The 25,134-nt window shown below is 67.9% G+C and carries 27 protein-coding genes; 9 read left to right on the plus strand and 18 right to left on the minus strand.

Annotated elements, in window-relative coordinates; translation table 11 throughout:
* The first annotated feature begins 206 nt into the window (after window positions 1-206).
* From AB0I77_RS09995 to AB0I77_RS10015, 5 genes are all read left to right on the plus strand, one after another.
* The gene (locus AB0I77_RS09995; RefSeq protein WP_363281906.1) at window positions 207-1,151 is read left to right on the plus strand and encodes an SPFH domain-containing protein; all 945 of its coding nucleotides are present in this window, start codon (window positions 207-209) and stop codon (window positions 1,149-1,151) included.
* The gene (locus AB0I77_RS10000) at window positions 1,148-1,402 is read left to right on the plus strand and encodes a hypothetical protein (protein WP_363281907.1); all 255 of its coding nucleotides are present in this window, start codon (window positions 1,148-1,150) and stop codon (window positions 1,400-1,402) included. The genes AB0I77_RS09995 and AB0I77_RS10000 overlap by 4 nt, the downstream gene beginning before the upstream one ends.
* Window positions 1,403-1,496: 94 nt before the next feature.
* Window positions 1,497-2,021 carry a PadR family transcriptional regulator gene (locus AB0I77_RS10005; RefSeq protein ID WP_363281908.1) on the plus strand — a complete coding sequence of 175 codons (525 nt, stop codon included), beginning with the start codon at window positions 1,497-1,499 and terminating at the stop codon, window positions 2,019-2,021.
* Window positions 2,018-2,707, plus strand: a complete 690-nt coding sequence (locus AB0I77_RS10010) for an ABC transporter ATP-binding protein (RefSeq protein ID WP_363281909.1) — start codon at window positions 2,018-2,020, stop codon at window positions 2,705-2,707. Before AB0I77_RS10005 ends, AB0I77_RS10010 begins: the two co-directional genes overlap by 4 nt.
* Window positions 2,704-5,049 (plus strand): FtsX-like permease family protein, encoded by a 2,346-nt coding sequence (locus AB0I77_RS10015; RefSeq protein WP_363281910.1) that lies wholly within the window; start codon window positions 2,704-2,706, stop codon window positions 5,047-5,049. Before AB0I77_RS10010 ends, AB0I77_RS10015 begins: the two co-directional genes overlap by 4 nt.
* Before the next feature lie 70 nt (window positions 5,050-5,119).
* Here the strand turns inward: AB0I77_RS10015 and AB0I77_RS10020 are convergent, their stop codons facing one another.
* The 4 genes from AB0I77_RS10020 to AB0I77_RS10035 form a co-directional block, all read right to left on the minus strand.
* Entirely contained in the window at window positions 5,120-6,490 is a 1,371-nt protein-coding gene (locus AB0I77_RS10020; protein ID WP_363281911.1) for an AI-2E family transporter, read from the minus strand.
* Window positions 6,491-6,625: 135 nt separating this feature from the next.
* Entirely contained in the window at window positions 6,626-7,318 is a 693-nt protein-coding gene (locus AB0I77_RS10025; protein WP_363281912.1) for a transglycosylase SLT domain-containing protein, read from the minus strand.
* Window positions 7,319-7,734: 416 nt separating this feature from the next.
* On the minus strand, window positions 7,735-9,060 hold the full coding sequence (locus AB0I77_RS10030; protein ID WP_363281914.1) for a PhoH family protein: 1,326 nt from the start codon (window positions 9,058-9,060) through the stop codon (window positions 7,735-7,737).
* Window positions 9,061-9,610: 550 nt separating this feature from the next.
* Window positions 9,611-10,384: an isoprenyl transferase gene (locus AB0I77_RS10035; RefSeq protein WP_363281915.1), complete on the minus strand. Its 774-nt coding sequence runs from the start codon at window positions 10,382-10,384 to the stop codon at window positions 9,611-9,613.
* Window positions 10,385-11,075: 691 nt separating this feature from the next.
* Here AB0I77_RS10035 and AB0I77_RS10040 point away from each other — a divergent pair.
* Window positions 11,076-12,272, plus strand: coding sequence for a winged helix DNA-binding domain-containing protein (locus AB0I77_RS10040; protein WP_363281916.1), 1,197 nt, complete (start codon window positions 11,076-11,078; stop codon window positions 12,270-12,272).
* Window positions 12,273-12,327: 55 nt separating this feature from the next.
* Here the strand turns inward: AB0I77_RS10040 and AB0I77_RS10045 are convergent, their stop codons facing one another.
* On the minus strand, window positions 12,328-13,119 hold the full coding sequence (locus AB0I77_RS10045; protein WP_363281917.1) for a methyltransferase domain-containing protein: 792 nt from the start codon (window positions 13,117-13,119) through the stop codon (window positions 12,328-12,330).
* Between the two features lie 50 nt (window positions 13,120-13,169).
* Here AB0I77_RS10045 and AB0I77_RS10050 point away from each other — a divergent pair, with 50 nt between their 5' ends.
* Window positions 13,170-13,691 (plus strand): DinB family protein, encoded by a 522-nt coding sequence (locus tag AB0I77_RS10050; RefSeq protein WP_363281918.1) that lies wholly within the window; start codon window positions 13,170-13,172, stop codon window positions 13,689-13,691.
* Here the strand turns inward: AB0I77_RS10050 and AB0I77_RS10055 are convergent.
* The 8 genes from AB0I77_RS10055 to AB0I77_RS10090 all read right to left on the minus strand — a co-directional run bounded on the left by AB0I77_RS10055 (window position 13,676) and on the right by AB0I77_RS10090 (window position 19,810).
* Window positions 13,676-14,248: a dihydrofolate reductase family protein gene (locus AB0I77_RS10055; RefSeq protein ID WP_363281919.1), complete on the minus strand. Its 573-nt coding sequence runs from the start codon at window positions 14,246-14,248 to the stop codon at window positions 13,676-13,678. The genes AB0I77_RS10050 and AB0I77_RS10055 overlap by 16 nt on opposite strands.
* A 172-nt stretch (window positions 14,249-14,420) precedes the next feature.
* Window positions 14,421-15,107, minus strand: coding sequence for a hypothetical protein (locus AB0I77_RS10060; protein ID WP_363281920.1), 687 nt, complete (start codon window positions 15,105-15,107; stop codon window positions 14,421-14,423).
* Window positions 15,107-15,727, minus strand: coding sequence for a hypothetical protein (locus tag AB0I77_RS10065; protein WP_363281921.1), 621 nt, complete (start codon window positions 15,725-15,727; stop codon window positions 15,107-15,109). Before AB0I77_RS10065 ends, AB0I77_RS10060 begins: the two co-directional genes overlap by 1 nt.
* Before the next feature lie 93 nt (window positions 15,728-15,820).
* The gene (locus AB0I77_RS10070; protein WP_363281922.1) at window positions 15,821-17,125 is read right to left on the minus strand and encodes a hypothetical protein; all 1,305 of its coding nucleotides are present in this window, start codon (window positions 17,123-17,125) and stop codon (window positions 15,821-15,823) included.
* 53 nt (window positions 17,126-17,178) lie between these two features.
* Window positions 17,179-17,496, minus strand: coding sequence for a hypothetical protein (locus tag AB0I77_RS10075; RefSeq protein WP_363281923.1), 318 nt, complete (start codon window positions 17,494-17,496; stop codon window positions 17,179-17,181).
* Between the two features lie 126 nt (window positions 17,497-17,622).
* Window positions 17,623-18,657, minus strand: a complete 1,035-nt coding sequence (locus AB0I77_RS10080) for a hypothetical protein (protein ID WP_363281924.1) — start codon at window positions 18,655-18,657, stop codon at window positions 17,623-17,625.
* Window positions 18,645-19,298 carry a hypothetical protein gene (locus tag AB0I77_RS10085; protein WP_363281925.1) on the minus strand — a complete coding sequence of 218 codons (654 nt, stop codon included), beginning with the start codon at window positions 19,296-19,298 and terminating at the stop codon, window positions 18,645-18,647. Before AB0I77_RS10085 ends, AB0I77_RS10080 begins: the two co-directional genes overlap by 13 nt.
* A gap of 329 nt (window positions 19,299-19,627) precedes the next feature.
* Window positions 19,628-19,810: a hypothetical protein gene (locus tag AB0I77_RS10090; RefSeq protein ID WP_363281926.1), complete on the minus strand. Its 183-nt coding sequence runs from the start codon at window positions 19,808-19,810 to the stop codon at window positions 19,628-19,630.
* A gap of 176 nt (window positions 19,811-19,986) precedes the next feature.
* On the opposite strand from AB0I77_RS10090, the gene AB0I77_RS10095 reads away from it, so the two are divergent.
* On the plus strand, window positions 19,987-20,349 hold the full coding sequence (locus tag AB0I77_RS10095) for a DUF192 domain-containing protein (RefSeq protein ID WP_363282077.1): 363 nt from the start codon (window positions 19,987-19,989) through the stop codon (window positions 20,347-20,349).
* Window positions 20,350-20,373: 24 nt separating this feature from the next.
* On the opposite strand, the gene AB0I77_RS10100 is transcribed toward AB0I77_RS10095, so the two are convergent.
* From AB0I77_RS10100 to AB0I77_RS10110, 3 genes are all read right to left on the minus strand, one after another.
* Window positions 20,374-20,922 (minus strand): hypothetical protein, encoded by a 549-nt coding sequence (locus AB0I77_RS10100; RefSeq protein ID WP_363281927.1) that lies wholly within the window; start codon window positions 20,920-20,922, stop codon window positions 20,374-20,376.
* Window positions 20,923-21,486: 564 nt separating this feature from the next.
* Complete coding sequence (locus tag AB0I77_RS10105) at window positions 21,487-21,966, minus strand: hypothetical protein (protein WP_363281928.1); 480 nt, start codon at window positions 21,964-21,966, stop codon at window positions 21,487-21,489.
* Window positions 21,967-22,057: 91 nt separating this feature from the next.
* Complete coding sequence (locus AB0I77_RS10110; protein ID WP_363281929.1) at window positions 22,058-22,696, minus strand: TetR/AcrR family transcriptional regulator; 639 nt, start codon at window positions 22,694-22,696, stop codon at window positions 22,058-22,060.
* Between the two features lie 70 nt (window positions 22,697-22,766).
* On the opposite strand from AB0I77_RS10110, the gene AB0I77_RS10115 reads away from it, so the two are divergent.
* Window positions 22,767-23,555 (plus strand): SDR family NAD(P)-dependent oxidoreductase, encoded by a 789-nt coding sequence (locus tag AB0I77_RS10115; protein ID WP_363281930.1) that lies wholly within the window; start codon window positions 22,767-22,769, stop codon window positions 23,553-23,555.
* A gap of 263 nt (window positions 23,556-23,818) precedes the next feature.
* Here the strand turns inward: AB0I77_RS10115 and AB0I77_RS10120 are convergent, their stop codons facing one another.
* Window positions 23,819-24,097 (minus strand): hypothetical protein, encoded by a 279-nt coding sequence (locus tag AB0I77_RS10120; RefSeq protein WP_363281931.1) that lies wholly within the window; start codon window positions 24,095-24,097, stop codon window positions 23,819-23,821.
* 146 nt (window positions 24,098-24,243) lie between these two features.
* Entirely contained in the window at window positions 24,244-24,897 is a 654-nt protein-coding gene (locus AB0I77_RS10125) for an ATP-binding protein (RefSeq protein ID WP_363281932.1), read from the minus strand.
* Between the last annotated feature and the right edge of the window lie 237 nt (window positions 24,898-25,134).

Here is a 25,134-nt window from a genome sequence, read left to right on the forward strand (position 1 = left end):
GAAAGTTAACACCGCTTGATGTGACAAAGGACGTTCGATCCAGTCTTTTACGGACGTGACAATCGGCACCCGTATCCATGGAACCTGACCGCCGAGAGGGGCTCAGGGTTGCCATGGCGGGGTAAAGTGATATCACTTAGATAGATCTAAGCTAGGCTGACTGGACGTAAGCAGAGCCGCGCAGTACGAGAACGGGGGACCCACCCATGTCCACGAACGACTCGAACGACTCCACACCCACCGCCGACGTACCCGAGATGCCCGCCCCACGCGTACGGGAGTTCACCGCGCACAGCATCGGCGGCGGGCTCGCGCTGCTGCTGGGCCTGGTCGGACTGCTGCTGGGCGTCGGGATGGTGGTGAGCGCCACAGCGGTCGCCACGACCGGCGCCAAGGCCGCCCTGATCGTCGTCGGCATCCTGGTCGCCCTCGCCGCGTTCATCGCCATGTGCGGCCTGAACACGGTGGCGCCGGGCGAGGCCCGGGTCGTCCAGCTCTTCGGGCGATACCGGGGGACGATCCGGCAGGACGGGCTGCGCTGGGTGAATCCCCTCACCTCCCGCACGAAGATCTCCACCCGCGTCCGCAACCACGAGACCGCCGTCCTGAAGGTCAACGACGCCTACGGCAACCCGATCGAGCTCGCCGCGGTCGTCGTATGGCGGGTCGAGGACACCGCCCGGGCCACCTTCGAGGTGGACGACTTCCTGGAGTTCGTCTCCACGCAGACCGAGGCCGCGGTGCGGCACATCGCCATCGAGTACCCGTACGACGCCCACGACGAGGGCGGGCTCTCGCTGCGCGGCAACGCCGAGGAGATCACCGAGAAGCTCGGGGTCGAGCTGCACGCGCGCGTGGAGGCGGCCGGCGTGCACATCATCGAGTCACGCTTCACGCACCTCGCGTACGCCCCCGAGATCGCCTCGGCGATGCTCCAGCGGCAGCAGGCCGGGGCGGTCGTCGCGGCGCGGCGGCAGATCGTCGACGGGGCGGTAGGAATGGTCGAGGCGGCGCTCGCGCGGATCAACGAGAGGGACATCGTGGAGCTGGACTCCGAGCGGAAGGCGGCAATGGTCTCCAACCTGATGGTGGTGCTGTGCGGCGACCGGGCACCGCAGCCGGTCCTCAACACCGGGACGCTCTACCAGTGACGGATTCCTCCGAGGGGCAGGCCCCTCAGCGTCGGCCGCAGCAGCGCAAGCAGGTGCTGCTGCGGCTGGACCCCGCGGTGTACGAGGCGTTGGCCCGGTGGGCCGGGGACGAGCTGCGCTCGGCGAACGCGCAGATCGAGTTCCTGCTGCGGAAGGCTCTGGCGGATGCCGGCCGCCTGCCGGGCGAGGCCGGGCCGCTTCCCCGGCGCGGTCGTCCGCCTGGAGGCTCCGGGCCTGTAGCAGAACCGTGACAACAGGCCCCTACCTGCGGTCCCGTACGCCCCGCCACGGTCTACACACTCGACGTATACATGCGGCGTATACACCCCATGTACAGTCCTTTCCATGTCCATCGGTCACACCCTCCTAGGGCTCCTGGAGTCCGGCCCCCGTCACGGTTACGACCTGAAGCGGGCCTTCGACGAAAAGTTCGGTCACGACCGGCCGCTGCACTACGGCCAGGTCTACTCGACGATGTCCCGGCTGCTGAAGCACGGGCTCGTCGAGGTCGACGGCATGGAATCCGGCGGCGGGCCGGAGCGGAAGCGGTACGCGATCACCGAGGCCGGGGTCACCGACGTACAGCGGTGGCTCGCGACGCCGGAGAAGCCCGAGCCCTACCTCCAGTCCACGCTGTACACCAAGGTCGTCCTCGCGCTGCTCACCCGGCGCGACGCGGGCGACATCCTCGACACCCAGCGCGCCGAGCACCTGCGGATGATGCGGATCCTCACCGACCGCAAACGCAAGGGCGACCTGGCCGACCAGCTCATCTGCGATCACGCGCTGTTCCATCTGGAGGCCGATCTGCGCTGGCTGGAACTGACGGCCGCACGGCTGGAGAAGCTCGCCGAGGTGGTGACCAAGTGACTCCTCCCCCTGGTTCCCTGCTCGCGGCCGAGGAGCTGCGCAAGGCCTACGGCCCGACCCTCGCGCTCGACGGCGCCGAGTTCTCCATCCACCCCGGTGAGATCGTCGCCGTGATGGGCCCGTCCGGGTCCGGCAAGTCGACGCTGCTGCACTGTCTCGCCGGGATCGTGCCGCCCGACTCCGGGTCGATCACGTACAACGGGCGCGAGATGGCGACCATGAGCGACGCCCAGCGCAGCGCGCTCCGGCGCAGCGAGTTCGGGTTCGTCTTCCAGTTCGGGCAGTTGGTGCCCGAGTTGACCTGCGTCGAGAACGTCGCCCTGCCGCTGCGGCTGAACGGCACCTCCCGCAAGGAGGCAGAGCGGACCGCGCTGTCCTGGATGGAGCGGCTGGAGGTCGACGACGTGCGCAAGAAGCGGCCCGGAGAGGTGTCCGGCGGTCAGGGGCAGCGGGTCGCCGTCGCCCGGGCGCTGGTCACCAGTCCGCGCGTGCTGTTCGCCGACGAGCCGACCGGCGCGCTCGACTCGCTCAACGGCGAGCGCGTGATGGAGCTGCTCACGGACGCCGCCCGGTCCACCAACGCCGCCGTGGTGCTGGTCACGCACGAGGCACGGGTGGCCGCGTACTCCGACCGCGAGATCGTCGTACGGGACGGCAAGTCCCGGGACATGGAGCGGGTCGTATGAGTGTGCGGCACTGGTCGAGGGACCTCGCCATGGGGATCCGCTTCGCGTTCGCCGGCGGGCGCGAGGGGTGGGTGCGGGCCCTGCTGACGGCCGTCGGCGTCGGGCTCGGGGTGGCGTTACTGCTGCTGACGACCGCGGTGCCGAGCGCACTGGCGGCCCGGAGCGACCGGGAGAACGCCCGCAGCGACCTCAACTACGGCGACACCGACACCAAGGTGTCCAAGTCGGACCACTCGCTCCTGATCGCGACCGCCAGTACGACCTTCCGCGAGAAGAACATCCGGGGGCGGGAGCTGGAGCGGGAGGGGCCGCGGGCACCGCTGCCGCGGGGGCTGGAGAAGTTCCCGGCGCCGGGCGAGATGGTGGTCTCCCCACCGCTGAAGGACCTGCTGGAGTCCGATTCCGGGAAGCTGCTGCGGGAGCGGCTGCCGCAGCGGATCGTCGGCACGATCGGTGAGAGCGGGCTGATCGGCTCGGCCGAACTCGCCTTCTACCGGGGTGGCCAGGGCCTCGCCGAGGGTCTCGACGGAGGCGGGGTGGCCCGGATCGATCATTTCGGGAATTCCGGGGCGACGTCCGGGGAGTCGGCGATGGACCCCGTCCTGCTCCTGCTGATCCTCGTCGTCTTCGTCGTCCTGCTGATGCCGGTCGCCGTCTTCATCGCCGCGGCCGTACGGTTCGGCGGCGAGCGGCGCGACCGGCGGCTCGCGGCGCTCAGGCTGGTCGGCTCCGACAGCCGGGCCACCCGGCGGATCGCCGCCGGCGAGGCGCTCGCGGGGTCGGTGCTCGGGCTGGTCCTCGGGGCGGGCTTCTTCCTGATCGGCCGCCAAGTGGCGGGCTCGGTCGAGGCCTTCGACATCAGCGTGTTCCCGAGCTACCTCAACCCCTCCCCCGCGCTGGCCTTGCTGGTCGCCCTCGCCGTGCCGACGGCCGCCGTACTGGTCACCCTGTTCACGCTGCGCCGCGTGGTGATCGAGCCGCTCGGCGTGGTGCGCACGGCGAAGCCCGCGCGGCGCCGGCTGTGGTGGCGGCTGCTGCTGCCGCTGGCCGGCCTCGCGATGCTCTACCCGATGGTCGGGCAGGGGCGTGACGAAGGCGACTTCAACCAGTACCTCGTCACCGGCGGCGTCGTCCTGCTGCTCATCGGTGTGACGGCGCTGCTGCCGTGGATCGTCGAGACGGTCGTCGGCCGGCTCGACGGAGGCGGCGTGGCCTGGCAACTGGCCGTACGCAGGCTCCAGTTGAGCAGCGGTACGGCGGCCCGCATGGTCAACGGCATCGCGGTCGCGGTGGCCGGGGCGATCGCGCTCCAGATGCTGTTCGCCGGAGTGGAGGGCGACTACACGGAGAACACCGGCTACGACTTCTCGCGCGCCCAGATGCAGGTGACGGTGCCGAAGGAGGTGCCGCTCGCCGGTGCCGCCGACAAGCTCGAGCGGACCGAGGGGGTGCGCCAGGTCTACGCCTACTCCGAGGGCTACCTCGGCGAGCGGCGCGCGGATCCGCTGCTCGGCGCCCAGGTGACCGTCGGGAACTGCGCCTCGCTGCGTGAGGTGGCCGACCTGCCCTCGTGCCGCGACGGCGACGTGTTCGCCGTGCGGGGCACCGAGTACGACACCGACACCCCGAAGCTGGCGAAGGCCGGCCGCACGCTGTATCTCGACCCGTCCTACGAAGACGGCCCGAAGACCACAGGGGGCGCGTGGGTGCTGCCGGCGGACCTGAAGCAGGCGCGGGCCCGCCAGGACCCGACCGGCATGGAAAGGGGCGGCTTCCTGATCACCCCGAAGGCGCTGCCCGCCGCGGTCGCGCCGGCGCTGAGCGGACAGGTCTACCTGAAGCTCGACGAGTCCGTGCCGGACGTGCGCGAGCTGGTACGGAACACGGCGGCGACCATCGACCCCAGGGCCGAACCCATGGTCTGGCAGTCGGTCGAGCGGGCGGGCAAGTACACCGCCATCCGCACCGGACTGTTCGTGGGCGCCACGTGTGTGCTGGCGCTGATCGGGGCGAGCCTGCTGGTGTCGCAACTGGAGCAACTGCGCGAGCGCAAGAGGCTGTTGTCGGCCCTGGTCGCCTTCGGCACCCGACGGCGCACGCTGAGCCTGTCGGTGCTGTGGCAGACGGCGATCCCGATCGCCCTGGGTCTGCTGCTGGCCTCGGCGGTGGGGCTGACGCTGGGCGCGGTCCTGCTGCGGATGACGAGCACCGCGGTGCGGGTGGACTGGGCCGGCGTGCTGTCGATGACCGGCGTCGGCGCCGCGGTCGTCCTCGTCGTGACGCTGCTCAGCCTGCCACCGCTGCTGCGGCTGATGCGCCCGGACGGGTTGCGGACGGAGTAGCCACGCGGTGTCGGTGCTGGTGGTGGGCATAGGCCGGGGGTCCAGGGGGCGGAGCCCCCTGGTGCGCGAGCTAGGACGCCGGGGGCCTGTCCCCCGGCGCCGCCTCCATCGCCGTAGCGCCCCTCGGCCTCGGCGACTGCTTCAGAGCCGTTTCCTGGGCCGTTCCCGGGGCCGTCCCCTGGGAGTACGACCGCAGGTAACCCACCACCGTGTTGGTCACCGCCACCAACGGCACCGCCACCACCGCACCGCCGATCCCGGCGACCATGCCGCCCGCGGCGACCGAGAGCACCACCGCCAGCGGATGCACCCGGACCGCGCGGCCCAGGATGAACGGCTGGAGGATGTGGCCCTCGATCTGCTGGACCGCCAGCACCACCGCCAGCGTCATGACCGCCGTGAAGACGCCCTGCGTCACCAGGGCCACCACGACCGCCAGCGCACCCGAGACGACCGCACCCACCAGCGGGATGAAGGCGAAGAGGAAGATGAACACCGCGAGCGGAACGGCCATCGGGACGTCCAGGAAGTAGATGCCCAGGCCGATGAAGATCGCGTCGATCAGCGCCACGATCACCGTGCCGCGCACATAGGCGGTCAGCGTGCGCCACGCCCGCGGACCCGCGCCCGCCACCCCCGGCCGCGCCGCCGCCGGCACCAGCTTCAGCGTCCACTCCCAGATGCGCCGGCCGTCGTAGAGCAGGAACAGCGTCGAGAAGGCGGCCAGCAGGATGCCGGTCAGCGCCTCGACCACGACCGTGACGCCCTCCAGGCCCGCCGACGTGATCTGGTCGGTGTTCGCGCCGACCGCGTCCCGCAGGTTCTCCGCGATGTCGTTGATCTGACTGTCCGTGACGTGGAAGGGGCTGTTCAGCAGCCACTTGCGCAACTCGTCGATGCCGTCCTGGACCTGGTCGGAGAGGTTGTCGATGTTCTCCATGACCTGCCAGGTCACGAACCACCCGATCAGGCCCATCACCACGAAGCCCAGGACCGCGGTCAGCGCGGTGGCCAGACCGCGCGGAAAGCCCAGCCGCATGAGCCGCGCCACCGCGGGCTGCAACAGCGCCGTGATGAGCAGCGCGGCCACGAACGCCAGCACCACCAGCTGTACGGCGCTGATGACCCGCATCAGGACCCAGAGCGTGCCCGCCAGCACCAGGAGCCGCCAGCCGGCCTCGGCCGCCACCCGCACCCCCCACGGCACGGCCTGCACGGGATCCGGACGAGCGGCGATCGCGGGCGCGTGGTGCGGCGGCGGCGGAACGTGGTCGGTCGGCGGCGGCGCGCCGTCGGCGGCGGGCGGGGCCGGTGCGGCCTGGGGACTCGCCCCGTTCTCGCTGTTCTCCCGCTCCATCTCGGCGCGGCGCTCGTGCAACCGCTCCCCCATCTCGGTCAGTCCGGCACCGAGCCGACCGAGCCACCCTGGCACTCGCGACATGATCCGTCCTCTTCCCCCGTCTCTCCCCACCACTCCCCCCGGAGTCATTCGGTCCGACCGTACATGGCGACAGCCCCTCCCCCTAGGACGGGGAGGGGCTGTGCGAGGTTGAGTACGGGGCCGACGGCCCGAGGCTCAGTACCAGTTGTTGGCCTGCCAGAACGACCAGGCCTCACAGGGGCTGCCGTAGCGGCTGTTCATGTAGTTGAGGCCCCACTTGATCTGGGTCCCCGGGTTGGTGCGCCAGTCGGAGCCGGCGGACGTGTACTTGGAGGCCGGAAGGGCCTGGAAGAGGCCGTAGGCCCCGGAGGAGGCGTTGACCGCCCGGTAGTTCCAGCTGGACTCGTGGTCCACGATGTTGCTGAAGCACTGGAACTGCCCACTCGACACCACCTGGCGCGCCATCGACTGGATCTGCGCGATGGAGTACGAGCTCTGTACAGGGAAGCTGGAGTTCCTGGCAGCCTTCGCCTTGGCCTCGGCCTCGGCGCGCTCCTTGGCTGCCTGTGCCGCCTTCTCGGCGAGTTCCTTCTTCTCGATCGCGATCTTGGCGGCGGCCTTGCGGGCCGCTTCCTCCGCGTCCTTCTTGGCGCTCGCGTCCGCGGCGATGGCCTGAAAGTCGGCCTGCTGCGTCAGGGAGGTGGCGGTCTCCACCTGGGCCTGCTGACCCGCGGGTATGTCCGCGAGGAGCGTCGAGTCGGCTGCCGTCGTCTCGGCGTCGTCAAGGTTCTGCGTGGTGCTGCCCGAGGCAACACCGACGACGCTTCCGACAGCGGTGACCGCCGTGGCCGAGGCCACTGCGAATCCCCGGACCGAAATCGGGCTCACACGGTTTCCTTCCAGCATCGTCCGCTTCGGTGACCCTGGCGGACGCAATCGTGCCCCTGTGCACTGGCCTCCCAACAACGGGGTCACGGAGGCGCGGGCCCGGTGGGCAACTCCCTTGCGGGAGCGGCGTGTGGTGACTCGGGCGGCATACGACAACGCTATGGAGTTGATCGTTCACTTCTGTTGTGCCGTACCGCTGGGGGTACAGGTGTGTCGTATGCGGGGCCTGACAGGAATGAGACTCTGCCGTAACCGGACGCCGGGAGGCAATTCTGCGTTGCGTGTGAAAGCTCACATCTCGTTTGGCCCCCGCGATTTCGAGAAAGCTCCACGCGCGAAGGCGCCGCCCGGCTAGGCTCACTGCCTTTCGGACGGCGCCAACTGTCGCGTAACCCCTATGGACTTGGGCAGGTCGGTCAGATGTGCCCGTCTTCGAGCATTTCGGTCACAAGGGCCGCGATCTGGGACCTCTCGGACCGCGTCAGCGTGACATGCGCGAAGAGCGGATGCCCCTTCAGTTTCTCGACGACGGCGACGACACCGTCGTAGCGGCCGACCCGGAGATTGTCCCTCTGCGCCACGTCATGGGTAAGAACTACCCGTGAATTCGCGCCGATTCGGGACAGAACGGTCAGGAGGACATTCCGTTCCAGTGACTGCGCCTCGTCCACGATCACGAACGCGTCGTGCAGCGAGCGGCCGCGGATGTGGGTGAGCGGGAGCACCTCCAGCATCCCGCGCGCGGTGATCTCCTCGATGACCTCGCGGCTGGTGACGGCGGACAGCGTGTCGAAGACCGCCTGCGCCCAGGGGCCCATCTTCTCGGACTCGGAGCCGGGCAGATAGCCGAGTTCCTGCCCGCCCACCGCGTACAGCGGCCGGAAGACCATCACCTTCTGGTGCTGGCGGCGCTCCAGGACCGCCTCGAGCCCCGCGCACAGCGCCAGCGCCGACTTGCCGGTGCCGGCCCGGCCGCCCATCGAGACGATGCCGATGTCCGGGTCGAGGAGCAGATCGAGCGCGATCCGCTGCTCGGCGCTGCGGCCCTTGATGCCGAACGCCTCCCGGTCGCCGCGCACCACCCGGATATTGCCCTCGGGCGTGACCCGCCCGAGCGCCTTACCGCGCTCCGACTGGATCATCAGACCCGTGTGCACCGGCATCTCGGCGGCCTCGGGCACGAAGACATGCCCCTCCTCGAAGAGGATGTCCACCTGCTCGCCGGGCAGGGTCAGTTCGGACATTCCGGTCCAGCCGGAGGCGTCCGTGATGGCGAGCTCGGCGCGGTACTCCTCGGCGAGGAGACCGACGGAGGACGCCTTGATCCTGAGCGGAAGGTCCTTCGACACGACTGTGACGTCGAATCCCTCGGCCTGCAGATTGCGTGCGACCGCGAGGATGCGCGAGTCGTTGTCACCCAGGCGATAGCCGCTGGGCAGCACGCTGGGGTCCGAGTGGTTGAGCTCGACACGGACGGTCCCGCCCAGCTCCCCGATGGGAATGGGGGCGTCGAGGCGACCGTGCCGGACCCGGAACTCGTCGAGCAGGCGCAGGGCCTGCCGGGCGAAGTAGCCGAGTTCGGGATGGTGCCGTTTGGCCTCCAGCTCTGTGACCACGACGATCGGCAGCACTACTTCATGCTCGTCGAAGCGGTTCAGAGCGCGCGGGTCGGCCAGCAGGACGCTGGTGTCGAGAACATAGGTGCGCCGGTCTGGCTTGTGGCGCTTTGTGCTGGTCACCACGGAAGGACGTACCCCCTCGGATGAGGTCGGGGAGCGACGGAGTGGAGCTGGACCGGTCGTCGGCCGCGATGCACGGGCCGGGGACCGGCCCTCCACTGCTTCTTCCGTGCTGAGACCGCACGGTCGAGCTGGTGCAAAGGGCCTCCCGGGCGGACGGCCCCGTGCCGCCCGCTGAGATCCGACACCCGTGGTTCGGGCGTCGGCCTGCTTGGCTTATGCCCTCGAACATGCGCCGCCATGCCAGTGCATATGACGGCGCGCTGGTGAACTCCTTGTTACTTCCGTCCCAGCGGGGGCGCGCGGGGCACCCCTCGGGGCCGCCTCGCAGGTCAGGCTCGGGACTGCCGCGAGGCGGGCTCGGGGCTGCGGCGGGGCGGGCTCTGGGGCCGTCGCAGGGCGGGCTCTGGGCCGCCGCGGGACAGGCTCGGGGCTGCGGCGGGGCGGGCCCTGAGGCGCCGGAGGGCGGGCTCTGGGCCGCTGGAAGTCATGCTCGGGTCAGTCGCAGGGCAGGCTCTGGGCCGCCGCAGACCAGGCTCGGGGCGGGCTCGGGTCAGCCGCCGAAACGGCGGTGGCGTGCCGCGTAGTCGCGCATGGCACGCAGGAAGTCGACCTTGCGGAAGGCCGGCCAGAAGACCTCACAGAAGTAGTACTCCGAATGGGCCGTCTGCCACAGCATGAATCCGGACAGGCGCTGTTCGCCGCTGGTACGGATCACGAGGTCGGGGTCGGGCTGGGCGCCGGTGTAGAGGTGACGTCCGATCATGTCGACGTCGACGGACTCGGCGAGGTCCTCCATCGAGGTGCCCTTGTCGGCGGCGTCGAGGATCATCGTGCGGACCGCGTCGGCGATCTCCTGGCGACCGCCGTAGCCGATGGCGACATTGACGAGTATTCCGTCGATGTGCGCGGTGCCCTCCTCGGCCTCCTTCAGCGCGGTCTGCATCCGGTCGGGGAGGATGTCGGGCGTGCCGACGTGGTGCACGCGCCAGCGGCCGTCGGTGGCGAGGGTGCGGACGACGTCCTCGATGATGCCGAGCAGAGGGCCGAGTTCTTCCTGGGGCCGGTCGAAGTTGTCCGTCGACAGCAGCCAGAGGGTGACGACCTCGACGTCCGTCTCGCTGCACCAGCCGAGGAACTCCTCGATCTTCTCGGCACCCGCCCGGTGACCGTGCACGGTGGTCGAACCCGCGGCCTTCGCCCAGCGTCGGTTGCCGTCCATGATGACGCCGATGTGCTTGGGCACCTGAGCGTGGTCCAGGTGGCCTTCCACCCGGCGTGCGTACAGCCTGACGAGCAGGCTGCGCAGTGTGTCGCGCAGGTTCACGTGATTGTCAGCCCCTCCGTGCGGTGGCGGTCCCCGCGGCGGAAGCGTACCGCTGCGCGGGCTTGGCGCCTTGGGCGGGGGCGTCGAGGGTTGCCCTCTCTGGCCGCCTCGGGGGCCGCCCCCGGGATGGCCCGGGATGGCCCGGGATGGCTCGGGATTGCCCTGGACAGAAAAACGGGCCGGTCCGTGGGGGGGATACGGACCGGCCCGAGGGGGGGTTTCCACCATAACCCTTCGTAAGTGATGCTGCGTGCATCGGCTCGCCAAAACTACTCTCCGGAGTCGGGCGACGACGGCGCGGTGGCGGGTTCCCCAAGGGAATCCCAAGGGAAACCCAAGGTTTTCGCTGACGGGCACCGACGGTCCCCGACGAATCGGTTCCCTCCTCCGGGTGAACCCGGCCGCGGTCGCCGCTTTGACGCTTGTTGGCGGGGCGGGTGGGCACGGCACCGCGCAGCCCCCTCCACTGCGCGGCACCGCCCGCGCAGCTTTGCTCACGCGAATTACCTTGGTCTGAACTTAGGTGACGGGCCGAGCGGAGGAGAGCCGCCTGCGATAACAATGCGGAGCCCGCACGGTGCCATGGATATACAGGGAGTGACATGGAGGCCAGCACGGGGAGTGACATTGGGGCGGCACATGTTCGAGAAAGAGGACAGAATCTGACCTCTTTCGGCTCTACCGTCGGTCCATGACCCTGAAGATCACTTGGGACCAGGCAAGCGCACGGCGACTGGAGCGGCAGTTCCTGTCCACGCCCGCCGAGCCCGGTACGCCGGTCGCCGATGTCGTCGGCGCGATGCTCGCCGCGCACGCGCAGGTGCTGTCCGCGGCGGAGGTGTCGGTGGGGATGCGGGCGGCCGGGACGACCCGGGCGGACGTACGGGCCGCGCTGTCGGAGGACAGTGATGACGATTCGGACAGTGCGGGTGGTTCGGGTGGTTCGGGCGGTTCGCTGGTGAAGACACACGGCCCGCGCGGAACCGTCCATCTGCACGCCGCCCGCGACCTGCCGCTGTGGTGCGCGGCACTGCCTGCCGTTCCGTCCGGCAGGAGCCCCTTCCCGCCCGCAGTCCGGGTCACCGAGGAGCAGGCCGGGCAGATCGTGGCGGCGATCGGCGACGCCCTCGAAGGTGTGTGCCTGACCGTCGAGGAGCTGGGCGAGGAGGTCGTCGCCCGTACGGGTCCCTGGGCCGGTGACCCGGTGATGCCCGCCTTCCAGGACCTGTGGCCGCGCTGGCGGCAGGTGATGCACCGGGCCGGCCAGTCGGGCGCCCTGTGCTTCGGCCCGAACCGGGGCCGCAAGGTGACGTACACCCGCCCGCCGCACTTCGACCCGCTGCCGCCGCGGGAGGCGGTACGTGAGCTCGTACGGCGATATCTGCGCGCGTACGGTCCGTCGACGCCGGCGTATCTCGCCAAGTGGCTGGCGGCGCCGGGCGGTTGGGCCACCGGGCTGTTCGGGGAGCTGAGCGAGGCCGGGGAGATCGAGGAGGTCTCCTTCGAGGGCGCCCCTGCGTGGGTGGCGTCCGGAGACACCACCTTCCCGGACGGACCTGTCCGGGGAGTGCGGCTGCTGCCCTATTTCGACGCGTACGGCATCGCCGCGCAGCCGCGCGAGCTCCTGTTCCCCGGAGCGGCCTACCGAAGAGCGCTGGCGGGCGGCCAGGCCGGGAACTATCCCGTACTGCTGGTCGACGGAGTGGTGGCGGGCGTCTGGCACCAACGGCGCCAGGGACGCCGTACGACGGTCACGGTGGAGCCGCTCGGGCCCCTGACGCCGCGGCAGGAGCGGGAGTTGGGGGAGCAGGTGGAGCGGGTGGGGGAAGTGCTGGAGGCGCGGGCGGAGTTGGTGATCGGGGAGGTGACTGCTGGGGCGCACGCCTGAGGGGCGGCCAGTGCGGATGCCGGTGCTGGTATTGGCGTCGGTGTCGGTGCTGGTGTCAGTGCGACGGCTTGCGGGCCTCGAAGAGATGGCGGGTGCTGTGCGCCACGAAGGGCCCCTCGGACTCGATCTGCTCATGCAACGCGCGAAGTCGGGGCTCGTACGCCTCGACGGTGAAGCCGGGCACCATCCAGATCACCTTGCGCAGGAAGTGGACGACGGCCGCGATGTCGTAGAACTCCATCCGGAGCCGCTCGGCGCGCAGGTCGACGATCTCCAGCCCGGCGGCCTCGGCGCCGGCGCGTTCCCGGTCGGGGTGGCGGTCGCTGCTCTGCTGCTCCGGCTGAGGCCCGAGGAAGTACTCGACGAGCTCGAAGACGCTGCGGGGACCGACGTGTTGGGCGAAGTACGTACCGCCGGGCTCAAGCACACGGACGATCTCGGGCCAGTTGGGCCGAACGGGATGCCGGCTCACGACCAGGTCGAAGGCCGCGTCCGCGAAGGGCAACGGCGCGTCCTCGGGCGAGGCGACGACGGCGACTCCGCGCGGGCGAAGCAGGGCGGTGGCCTTGGCGATGTTCGGCGGCCAGCCCTCCGTGGCGACGGTGAGCGCGGGCGCCTGCGGACCGGCGGCACCGAGGGCGAAGTCCAGGACCTCCCCTCCCCCGGACTGGATATCGACCGCGGCGGTGGCCCCGGCCAGCCGCCCGGCCATCGCCCGCGCGTACCCCCACGCGGGCCGCGCCTCGGTGGCCCGTCCCTCGAACCAGGAGAAGTCCCATCCTTCGGTGGGGACGGCGGCGCCTTCGGCGAGGAGGTCCTCGAACGTGCGAGTGTGTCGGGAGGTCATGAGCTGATCGTCGCAGGCCGTTGTCAGTGCCCGCTGCTAATTTTCCTGGCATGGAAGAGACCACGGCCCCGGGTATCACGGGCATGCCCTACGCGGGCGCCGAGAAGGAAACCCTGCACGCGAGCCTCGACCGGCACCGGGACGCGGTGCTGTGGAAGCTGGAAGGGCTGGACGACGAGCAACTGCGCCGCCCCATGACACCGTCCGGCACGAGTCTGCTCGGCCTGGTCAAACACCTGGCGTCGGTGGAGTACGCCTGGTTCGTGGAGACCTTCGGCGGCAAGGTGGAACCGCTGTGGTTCGACCCGTACACCGATGAGGACCTGCGGCCGGACAAGGACGACACGACCCCCAGGATCGTCGACTTCTACACCCGCGCCCGCACCGCCGCGGACCGCAAAATCACGGAACTGCCACTCGACATCATGGGCCACCCGGCATGGCGACGGCACGACGTCTCCCTGCGCTGGGTCCTGGTCCACATGATCGAGGAGACGGCGAGACATGCGGGGCACATGGACATCTTGCGGGAGCTCATCGATGGGGTGACGGGGGATCATCGGCCGGAGTGAGCTTGCTCGTAACGCAGGAGTACAACGCCGTTGCCGAAGGTGCGGGATTCGGTGAGCCGGAGGGAGGTGAGCGTGTCGGCCTGCGGGAAGAGAGGTTTGCCGCGGCCGACGAGAACCGGATGAACGCAGACATGGAACTCGTCCACGAGACCATGCCGCAGAAACTCCGCGGCGACCTCGGCCCCACCGAGCCCCAGGTCACCCCCCGGCTGCTCCTTGAGTGCCCTGACCTCATCCGGGACGACATCCCGCACGACCGTGGTGTTCCAGTCGGCGCGCTCCAACGTCCGCGAGTACACGATCTTCGGCATCTCCCGCCAGATCCCGGCGAACTCGGCCATCACCGGCGGGACCTCGGGGTCGGAGTCAGCGGTGGGCCAGAACGCGGCCATGAGCTCGTGCGTCACCCGGCCACTCAGGAGCCCACCCATCCGCGAGATCGTCTCGTTGAAGTACGCGTGCAACTCGTCGTCGACCCGGTGCCAGCTGATGTCACGGCCGGGGCCCTCGATGTAGCCGTCGAGGGAGATCGACATCATCAGAACGACTTTTCGCATGGGGCAGACACCTCTCGAGATCACCAAGCCACCGCACCGTCCGAGCCATTGTGGCTCCCGTGTGCCGTTGTTGGCCTCGCGTGAACCCGCGAGATCAACTCTGATACCCGTCAGGAGGAGCTCGGAGGACCAGCTGTGACCGCGAACCCATAAGCCCCGCCGAGCCCCGCGCTCAACCTGCCTCACTCGTTCCCGCTTCCAGCGGATTGTCGAAGCTGACCGTTTCCGCGACCTGCTGAAGGATCGCGCGGTACTGCTCGCGGCGGGCCACAGCCGTCGTGCTCAGCGTGAGGACGACCAGGCGTTTGCAGTCCGGGTGAGGCAGGTGGGCGTGGATCTGGATAAGGGGTGCCTGAGGGAAGCCGCTGTCCATCGAGGGCGTGAGTACGGTCTCGCTGAGAGTTGCTGGGCCGCAGGGAAGTTCGAGGTATTCGATTCGAGTGTGACCCTCCGCTGAAGTCACGGCGCGGGCAGCGGTGACCGCCCGTGGGGCCACGGCCGTGTCGCGCCAGGAAAGTGTGAAGAAGGAGAGCAAGGGCTGACTGCTGTTGTTACCTGTGTCATCGATGTCGTCACGATGCAGGCCGACCGAAAAATGGGCGGTGCCAACCTCGCGTAGAGCGCCCAACAACTGCTGGCTCTTCGCGAATTGGGCGATGAACTGCTGACGGATCATGTCATCAGGCGCCGAATCGAGAAACGGGGCGAGGGCAGTACGCAGCACGTCGGCAGCCGGGGATTCAGGCGCGGGCAACAGGGCGTCGAGAGGCAGAGTCGTGAAGCCTGGGGGTTCGGCGAACCAGACTTCGGTGGTGGGATCCTTGGCGGAGTCGTGGAGCGTAAAGCTGGGGATGGTCATCAGGACGTCTTTCCCCGACGCGTATCAGGTTGGCTGGGGTGGATCCCGACACGTCGGCCGCGTTCGATGTCTTCAGGTGTAGCGCCCCAGTCCGCGAAACTGCGGCCGTCATCCGCTCCTGACTGCTGCTGAAGGACATGGAGGCGGCGAGGCGCCTCACCGTTCGGAGTGGGCGCGGCAATGAGTCCGATGAAGCGTGGGTCGCCGGCGAACCACACGACCTCGATCTGCGCCTTCAACCCGGGTTTGGCACGGGGGGCCAAGCGGCGGCTCCACCACTCCGTGCGCAGATGCTGGGGGAACACCAACGGCAGTCGCTGCTCCGGGCGGGCCGGATTGGGGAGTTCGAACCATCCGTACTGCCTGCCCAGAACCTCTGGATGTTTAGTCAGCCCCGAAGGTACGCCACGGAGAATTTGCCATGGGTACGTTTGCAAGATCCGCCGCATCCGGAACGCCGGGGGAAAGTAACGCAGTTGGAGCACAGCTCGGTACAGGGAGTAGATCAGAAAGGGAACGAACAGGAAGGAAAACCCTGGAGAAAGGAATACGACCAGCACGGCCAGCAGACCAATCCACGCGGCAAGCCATCCGATGAGACCGAAGATGTTCATGGCCATGTGGCCCGCCCAGGCCCGGTGGGTAGGCGGGTGTTCCCAGGCGGTGGTGTAGTCAGCAGGAGTCACTGGCGCGCTCTTTCTCCGGAGGGAAAGTCAAAAGACGTGGCGAACAAGATTCAGGATTCCACCGTTGTCGAGGATGAGCCGCGTCCCGTCAATTCCGGCAACAGAGCCATCCTTGATTCCGTCGTCGTCCGCATCCACCAGGCTGTTGACCAGACCGAAGCCACTAGTGCCCACACCAATCGAGCTTGACGTGGCGGCTACTGCTCTCTCCGCCTTCGCGGTGTCACTCGCACCGCGCACCAGCCATCCGGTCAGCGGATTGTTCAGGCCGGAGACGCCTTGCGCCCCTTCCATGATCTTGGAACCGACGACGCCGGCCTTCTGTCCAAATGAGAGGGTCTCACTTCCGGCACGAATGGCGTTTACCGCTCCTCGGGTTCCGACCGTTGCTGCTCCAAGCCCCGGAAGCACGCCCATGACGTCGCCTCCCACAGTGACGAGGCCACTGAAGAAGTCAGCGTCGAACTCACCCTTGGTGAAGCCATCCTTCAACGACGCCCACAGCTCGGGGTCCTGGCCGATTCGAAAACCCAACGCTGTCGCACTCAACGCCGAGGCCGTGAGCATGAGCGCTGCCACCATCGCCACCCCCAGCGGCCCAGCGAAGATGATCGCCACCAACCCGACGACCCCCGCCACAAAGTTGAGAATGTCCGGCAGGTTCTCGCCAAGCCAGTCCATCGCCGAGTCGAACCACCCTGGCTCCTGCGGCGCCAGCTTCTTCGTCGCGTCCCGGATCTTGCCCGCCCGGTAATGTGCCTGCTTCTCATGCTCCTCGGCAAGTCGCCGAGCCCGGCCCAGGATCTTCTCGAGGTCTGCTTCCGCCTCGTCCACGGCCGTGTTCGCACGGGTCAGCGCCTTCTGCGCGTCGTCGTGCGCGGCGCCTTTCTTCTTTTCCAGGGCTGGATCGTCGCCCGCCGTGGTCGCATTGCCCTTGGCGGTGACGATCGCGTCACGAGCGTCCTTCGCCTCGTCGTCCAGGCGCTTGGCGCGGCGCTGGAAGTCGTCGAGTTCGCCCTCCCAGAGCTTCAGCTGCTTGGCCGCCTTACGCAGGGAGTGCGCGGCGTTCTTCAGGTTCAGCGGCAGCGGACCGCCGTCGAGCTGCTCCCGGAATGCGACGGCCGCGTCGCCCTTCCAGTAACTGCCGTCCATCAACTTGGTGACCAGGTCACGCGTGTCTTCGAGGACCTTCGCACAGCCGGCGAGCTTCTTGTGCAGTCCACTTACGGTCTCGGTACTGCCCGGCACGGGGTTGAAACCCAGGTGGGGATAGTCAGGGTTCGGGATGTGCGGGGCGGACTTGAGTCCTTGAGGCTTGCCGCGGTCGGCCACGTACTGGGGGTCGAGGGGCGCACCCGGCCGTGGTTCGACACCAGGGCTATGCGTCACTTCTTGTCCCCGCCCTTACCGTCCTTGGCCTTCTTCAGCGCCTCTTCAAGCGCCTTGTCGACCTCGCGATAACTGTCCCGACTCTTACCGATGATCTCGGCGAGGTCCTCGGTCTGCTTGCCGATCTCCTCCGAGCCGTACTTCCAGTCGTCCTGGAACTCCTCGCAGGCGGAGTCGAGATCATCCGTGCCCAGCCCCGTGATGGTCGCATCGGACAACGCCTTGCGGACGCCCTTGAGCGAATCGGTCGACTTGTTGAGCATCTTCATGAAATTCCCGAGCTCATCGCCGTCGACAGCCAGCCGCTCCGCCATGCGTCTCCCCTCTCCCCGTCCCCTGCCGTTTGCACGAACCAGCGACTCTATCCACGACCCCTGTCAGACAAGTCGGGCGACCGCCTCCCGAGGAGAGCAGCCGCCCGACCACAGAACCCGAGGACGTCAGCGGTTGACCGCCTGGATCTCCTGTACGACCACATCCTGCTCTGCGCCGAACGCGCCGTCAGGCAGGGGCCGTACGCCGTCAACGCCGGTGCCCGTCCAATGGATCTTCCAGGTGACTGTGGCCTTCAGCTGGTAGGAGCCGTCGCCCGAAGAACGCAGGTACTTCACTCCACAGGGTGGGGTCTCATCGGCCTTGCCCTTGGCGTAGGGCTCACCGATGCGGCCGTTGCTGATCTCGCAGACGCCGGAGGCAGGGTAGGTCACAGCATCCCCCGTACCCGGGTCCATCTTCACCGAGACCGGCTCAGCGGTGGTCGTCGCCGTGATGTTCAGAAGCGGGACGCTTGCGGTGACAGACACCGGCTTGAACTCCGCCGCGTCCAACCATGCCCAGGTCGGAAGGTTCACTTTCGTGGTGCCCTCCGGAGCGAGATCCACCTTCGTGGAGGGGACGCGGATTTCGGCGTAGGCGAGTTGGGCGAGCATCTCGGGTGTGATCGCCTCGGGTACGTCCGCCGGTGGCGGGTCACCCTTGTCCACCCAGAAGATGTCCTTGGTGCAGTCGAGCGAACCCGGGTTTCCGACCTGACTCTCCGGGATGTAGAAATCCCACCAGAATCCCTCGCCGGTCTTGTCCTTGTTGAAGTCCGTGTAGGGCTCGCCGCCCTCGTAGCGTTTACGCTGCTTGGCGTCCCACTCGTAGCCCGTCGACTCGGACTCCCAAGTCGGTTCCAGGTACTTCTGGAGTTGCTCAGGCGTGTACTTCGGGGCGTAGTAGCAGGGTGGAGGGCTCCACGAACTGGTGGAAGTGACGGCGCCGGTAGACTCACCCGCGCCGTTCTTGGAACGGTCGAAGACGACGACGCTCGCAGAGAGGTTCTCATCGTTCCGATCGCCCTTGACCTGGGCCTTCGAACCGTTGGTGCTATCACCGTGTCCATAGCCTGCGAACGCTTGGGGTGAACACAGGGCCAGGGCAGTTACCGTGGCGAAGGTAACTACAGCCGCGTTCCGGTGCCTCAGGACTGGCATGCGACGCTCCCCCGTTGCGATGTCAGCGTTTCGGTAATCCACACACCCTGCTTGTTGACCCGAAGTCGACTGCTGTAGAGGACGTAGTTGTCCTTGGACTGCGGAGTCAGCTCGGTCTTGCCGGTCTTGAGACTCTTGTTGTATGCCTTGTTCTGATCTTCGCAGTAGACGAAGCCGGCCGTTCCCTCATCGTTGACCTTGACCTTGGCGTTGTAATAGCGCTTGGCCCCGGTTATACGGTCCTTGTAGTCCACGAATTCCTGAATGAACTTCTGGCTTCCTGCCGCTGCCACGCCCTCGGAGTAATAGCGGTATGCCTTACTGAGCGGGTCCTGCTCAGCGATGGCCATGTCGACGGCCTTGATGAATTGCTCACTGTCCGACAGGATCGCGTCTTTGTCCGCGTCGCCCGTCTTGGGCCAGTCGAACGTGTACGTCAGATCTGACGGCAGCTCGAGCTTCGGCCGATCGGACGCTGTCGAGGGCGAAACGGTCGGCGATGCCGCCGTCTCACTCCCTGTATCGGCTCCCACGATCTTGTCGTTGTCCTTGGAGCTGTCATCGCTCCCGCACGCGGACAGCGACAGTGCCGCAGCGGCGGTCAGCGCGATCGCTGCGAGCAAGGTGGGGCGGCGGTTCACAGTCGGCTCCCGGTCGACGAGGCTTCTCTTGAGCGAACCAAAGCTATCCAGGAGCCTCCGGCGGCACCAGGGTGAAGCCTGTCAACCGGCGGGGCGTATGAGCCCAAATCAGCCGTTCGCAGCCCCTGTTGGCCCATAACGGTTGCGTAACGCGGCGCCTTTCTCGCCCCCGGCGCGGCGAACAGACCGTTCCACTTATGAACAAGCAAAGGAGAAGTGCCACCGGTTGAACCGGCCGGACTTCTCTTGATCGCACAGCGAGACTTGTCTGCGATCCATGCCGAAATCTTTACAGCTGGCAGGCCTTGTCCCCTCGGTTCGACGAAACGTCAGACGTCTGTGGTCCGCCAAACGCCGTCGGCGTTCCTGGTGAGCTCGGTGCTGTACAGCACGTAGGAGTTCGCGGTCTCCGGCTCCCTGTCGTCCTTCCCGGTCTTCTTGTTCTTGATGTAGGCCTTGCTCTCATCGGAGCAGTAGGTGACGTAGGCGCCGTTGTCCCCGGAGATGGTCACCTTGCGGTTGAAGTACCGGATCTCCCCGACCCACGTATCGCCTCCGCCGATGTACGTGCTGGGCGAAGCAACGTTATAGAGGGCTGCGGCTTATCAGCCTGCTGGGCGACCGGTGTACCACCCGATCTGTATCTTCGGTCACACAGCAAGTGGCAGGGGTGGGAGGCGGCTTCGGTATGCGGCGCTGGTCGGACGGGCAGGGGAAGCTGGTCGTTCAGGGGGAGTCGAGGGATGTCTCCGTTCCGTTGGAGATCGCCGCGTCGTACCGGGCCCGCACGAAAGGGCTGCTCGGGCGGGACTCCGTCGACGGGGCGATTCTGCTGTCCCCTGCCAGCAGCGTGCACACCTTTCGGATGCGTATCCCCATCGACGTCGCCTATCTGGATCGGGGCCTCAATGTGATCGCCGTGCACACCATGAGGCCGGGGCGCCTGGGGATGCCTCGGGTGCGGTCCCGACATGTGCTGGAGGCGGAGGCCGGGGCTATGGCTGGGTGGGGGGTGCGGGTCGGGGTGCGGGTGGCGGTGGAGGTGGAATAGCGGTGGTGGTGTCGTTCTGGGGCGCTATCTGGCTGCCTCGGGCTGCTCCGCCATCCCCTCCCCGCCGTAGTCCCGCTCCCAGCTATGCAGGTCCTCCGCCTTGCCGATCCTGATTCCGAACACCCACGTCGGGTCGAAGAAGAGCCAGTGGCGGGAGTCCAGTTCGAGGGCGAGGCTCTTGAGCACCCCTGACTCCGGTGACGAACGGGCGTCGGTGAAGGCGCGGGTGGCGGTGCAGCGGAGTTGGGTCCAGCCGTCGCCGAGGAGCTGGTCGCTGAGGGAGGCGAGGGCTGGTTCGTCGCCTGTCTCCTCCTCGAAGAGGTCGAAGAGTCGGACGCCCTTCAAGGTGACGTTCTCGACGATGCTCACGGCCAACTGAGCTTCTTGGTCGTCGGCTTCGAGTCGCAGTGCCTCTTTGCCTCCGTTCAGGAGGACGAAGACGACGACCGGTGCCGGTTTGAACTGCGGGAGTCCGCCGTCCCGTTCGATGTAGCCGGCGACGAGGACATCGGTGACGCAACGCTGTCGGAGGATTTTCTCGACGTCGGTCCAGGGGACGGCTGCCAGGGTCACCGTTGCTTCTCCGGGGGTTGGGTCACGAGGACGGCGGAGCGGGTCCCGATGGTAGGTGGACGCTGCCGGTCCCCTCCTCGGATTTTGCCCTCGCCCAGACGGTGATCGCGTTCCTCACGGCGCATGGCGTGACCTACCTCAGGTCATCGGGTGGCGGCTCGTCATGGACGCCTTTGCCTCGCCTGGCCGTACTGACTCAGCAGCATCAGCAGCCATCCGTAGCGCGAGGGTGATGACCTGTACCGGCGAAGGTGATCCAACACGTGTCGCGGGCGGTATCCAGTAAATGCCAAACGCGTCCGCCTCCGGTCACCTCGATCTGCCACTGTTCACAGGTCTGCCCCCGGTGGGTTCCGTGCGCCAGTCCGCCCTTCAGCCGGTGATGCCGGGGCGTTTCGACGGCCGGCCTGGGGTCCGTGCGCATGATGACCCAAGCGCGGTAGGTGTTCTCGCGTGCCTGCTGGGCGAGGCTTTCCCAGCCCTTGGCTGAAGCCGCGTCCGCGCAGCGGACTTCCCAGTGGTCTGCTGGTGCCGGTGGCGCGGCGCGATCACCGCGACCCGCGCTCATGCGATCTCTCGCGGGTCCGGCGCCGTGCCGTAGTCCTCGGCGTTGTCCCTCGTCAGCGCGGCCAGTAGTTCGGGGTCGGAGTAGACCTCGGCGGTGTGCTGCCAGGCGATGAGTATCTGGGCGACGGACGCGTTGTTGCCGAGGGAGTCGGCGGCCCGCATGGTGTCCACCAGCTCGACGGCGAAGGCGTGGAGGTCGGACTCGGGCAGGAAGCGGACCCAGGGGAAGGCCTCTGGCAGGATATCCAGGAGCAGTTCCATGCTGCCGGGCTCCCGGCGCGCCATCGCGGCCAGCATCCGGGTGGCGGCCGACACCACCGTCTGGTCCTGTTCGGCCCGGGCGGCGGTGGTGAGGACGAGATCCTCGCCGTCCCTGCGATGTAGCAGCAGGCGGGACGATTCCTTGAGTCTGGCAAGCGTCTGCTTGTTCTTGTTCACCAGCTCGGAGAAGTTCACAGCGGCGTTCTCGGTTGCCATGACTTTGAAAGTACTTCGAAATTCATCGCCCCGCCATCACCCGTAGGAGGTCTTTGGCTTCGATCGACCGCGGCGCCGGGGCGCTCGTGTCTCAGGTGGCGTGAGTCTCCGGCGCGCCGTATCGGGCGAGCATGGTCAGCACTGCTTGATCGACCGCGTTCATGACGGAGGAGTCGTCGGGCTCCCAGCGGGCGAGCAGCATCCGCGGCCAGAACACGTAGTGGGAGATCATCCCGAGGAATTGGGTCGCTGCCATCTCCGCATCGTCAAGCAGGGCTGTACCGGCGGTGTTTTCCGCTGCCAGGTAGCGGCGGACCGATTCGAAGTAGGGCATCTTGCCGAGCTTGAACTGGGTCTCGCCGAGCTCCGGGAAGCGCGGTACCTCGGCGATGACGATGCGGAAGAGGGCGGCCATGCCGGGCTGGGTGAGAAGCGCCACGTACCGGCGTCCGATGATCTCAAGCCCTGCGCGGAGGTTCCCTGGCTCGGGAAGTGACACCTCCTCGCCGTCGACCTTCCAGTATTCGGTGACGATCGCCTCGAACAGGGCCGCCTTGGTGGTGAACTGCTTGAACAGAGTCGCCCTCGACACTCCGGCCGCCTCGGCGATGCGGGCCAGTGAGGTGCCGTCGTAGCCGGAGTCGAGGAACAGCTTCGTCGCTGCCTCGATGATGGACGTCCGCTTCTGCGCTGCCACGCGCCGGTGGTATTCCGAGGGCTTTGCCGTCATGTCCTCAGTATCCCTCTCACAACGAGGTGAGTCACTCGGCTCACCACGAATCCAACTGGAAGGACGCACCTTGAGACGCTTTGAGGGCCAGACCGTCATCGTCACGGGCGGCAGCGGGGGCATGGGCAGCAGCCATGTGCAGGGCTACTACGCCGAGGGAGCCAACGTCGTCATCGCCGGCCGCGACGACGACGCCGCCCGCGACCTCGCCGCTCAGCTCGGTCATCGGGCTCTGTCCGTTCACCTGGATGTCGCCAGCGAGGACGACTGGGCGGCGGCGGTGCGAGACGTCGAAGGCCACTTCGGGCCGGTCACCATCCTGGTGAACAACGCGGGAGTCCAGCACCCGGCGGCCCCTATCGAGCACACCGAACTCCGTGCCTGGGAGCACACCTTCAGCGTCAACGTCACCGGCCAGTTCCTCGGCATCAGGGCTGTGGCTCCGTCGATGCGCAGGGGCGGTGGCGGAACCATCGTCAACATCGCCTCAACGATGGCCCACATCGGCACGGCCTTCTACGCCCCCTACACCGCCAGCAAGTGGGCCGTGCGCGGGCTGACCAAGACGGCCGCGCTGGAGCTGGGACGGGACAACATCCGGGTCAACTCCATCCACCCCGGTGTCGTCTCCACACCGCTGATCAATGAACCCACCGTCGCAGGCCAGCCGGCCATCGCCGACTTCTACTCGCCCGACCCCTTCGCCATCCCCCGCCTGGCCGAACCTGCCGACATCACCCGCCTGCTGCTCTTCATCACCTCCCAGGACGCGTCCTTCGCCACGGGCTCGGAATTCGTCCTGGACGGGGGTCTGCTGCTCGGCCCTGCCCTCCAGCCCGAAGCCGACGTCGCAGCTTGAGCAGCTCGAGCAGCTTCAGCTGGCATTGCGCTACGGAGCGTGCGGTCGCGGGCGCCCGCCTCAACGAACTCGTTCAAGGCTAAGCGAACTTGCCTTGCGATGACGACGGTTTGTGGCGGGTGTGATCACGGCGTCCAGTCGTCCTGGACAGCGCCCGTATGAAGAGCTGGAAGAACCTGCGCGACTGTCGCCTCCTGACGTTCCAGGTTGGAGTCGAGCGAGCAGGACGCTGGTGTCGGCCACCGCGAGGGTGACGGGGCCGGTCACGCGGCGCTCCCACCCCGCAGATACTCGTGCACGCGGCTCGCGAGGTCGGGCGGCCCGTCGAAGAGGCCCCAGTCGTCGACGACGTCACCGACGGTTCCCTCGGGGATGACGAGCTTCCCCGCCGCCCACTCGATGGCCAACGCCTCGGGGGTTCGCCCGTCGAGGGCGGCGAGATCGCGGAGAATGCCGGCCGTCGTGCCCGAGACCGTGACGCGGGCCTGGATCGGCTGTGGCTCTTCGGGCGGCGGGGCCGCGTCGTCTGCTGCCGAGATCACCAGATACTCCCTCGGTTTCAGGTGTTACGACTCTATATGTCGGTGATGGGTGGGAGCGATGGGAGCGGTCTGCATGGCCGGACGCCCCGGGGCCGGAGCGCATCCGGAGCGCGGAGGCAGCCCACGCTCCGGATCAGCCCGACGCGTCAGGCGGCCAGCGCGGACGCCGGGCTGCCGTCCGGCGGCGGAACGGGCAGGTTCAGCTCGAACCAGAGGGTTTTGCCACCCGGCCCGTACGGTTCATCGCCTATGGCGCAGCCACCCCATCGGTCGGCGACCACGCCCAGGATCAGCAGCCCGCGACCGCCGTCGGCATAGACCCCGGCCGGGGCGGGCGGCGCCCCGAGCGCCCCGAGCGGGCCAGGCAGCGCGGGCAGATCCGGGCTCATGTCCCAGACGCTGACGCGCAGTACGGGGTGCAGCCACTGGAGCCGTACGGAGGCGGGGCCCTTGGTGTGCCGTACGGAGTTGGTCGCGAGCTCCGACGTCAACAGCTCGGCGCGGTCGGTGAGTTCGGCGAGTCCGTGGGCGGCGAGGACGGCCCGGAGGGTGAGGCGGGCGATGCCGGGACCTCGGGGGTCGCAGGGGAAGTGGAGTTCGTAGTGCCAGGGGGCGTTGAAGGGGAGGGGTGGGGGATGCGGGAGGCCCGTGAGGGGGTCGAGGGACGGGAGGAGATAGGTGGTTGCTTGCGGTGGGGGCGGGTTCAGGGTCTGCGCGGCGGGGGTTGGGGGTTCGTGCGCGGTCGGGATCTGGCGTGGGTTTCGATGCCGGCTCTGGTTTTGGTCGCGGTCTGTACTCACGTGGCACCTCCTGGGGTGCGCGGTCGTGACCTTCAAGTGGACGTGCGCCACAGGCTGTTCAGCTGCGTTTCCCGGTGGCTCTGCCGCGCCGCGCCTGCCGTCCCGGGCGGGCAGGAGGGGGCGGTGCGCTTCCGGTTCCAGCGGGGAAGCGAGTGGCACGGGTCACACCGTAGAGCATGGATTTAACCCGTGCCATCGAAGCAATCAGAACGGGTTAAATTCATCTCGCAAGTGGAC

The organism is Streptomyces sp. NPDC050619 (genome assembly GCF_040654815.1).
Taxonomy (GTDB): domain Bacteria; phylum Actinomycetota; class Actinomycetes; order Streptomycetales; family Streptomycetaceae; genus Streptomyces.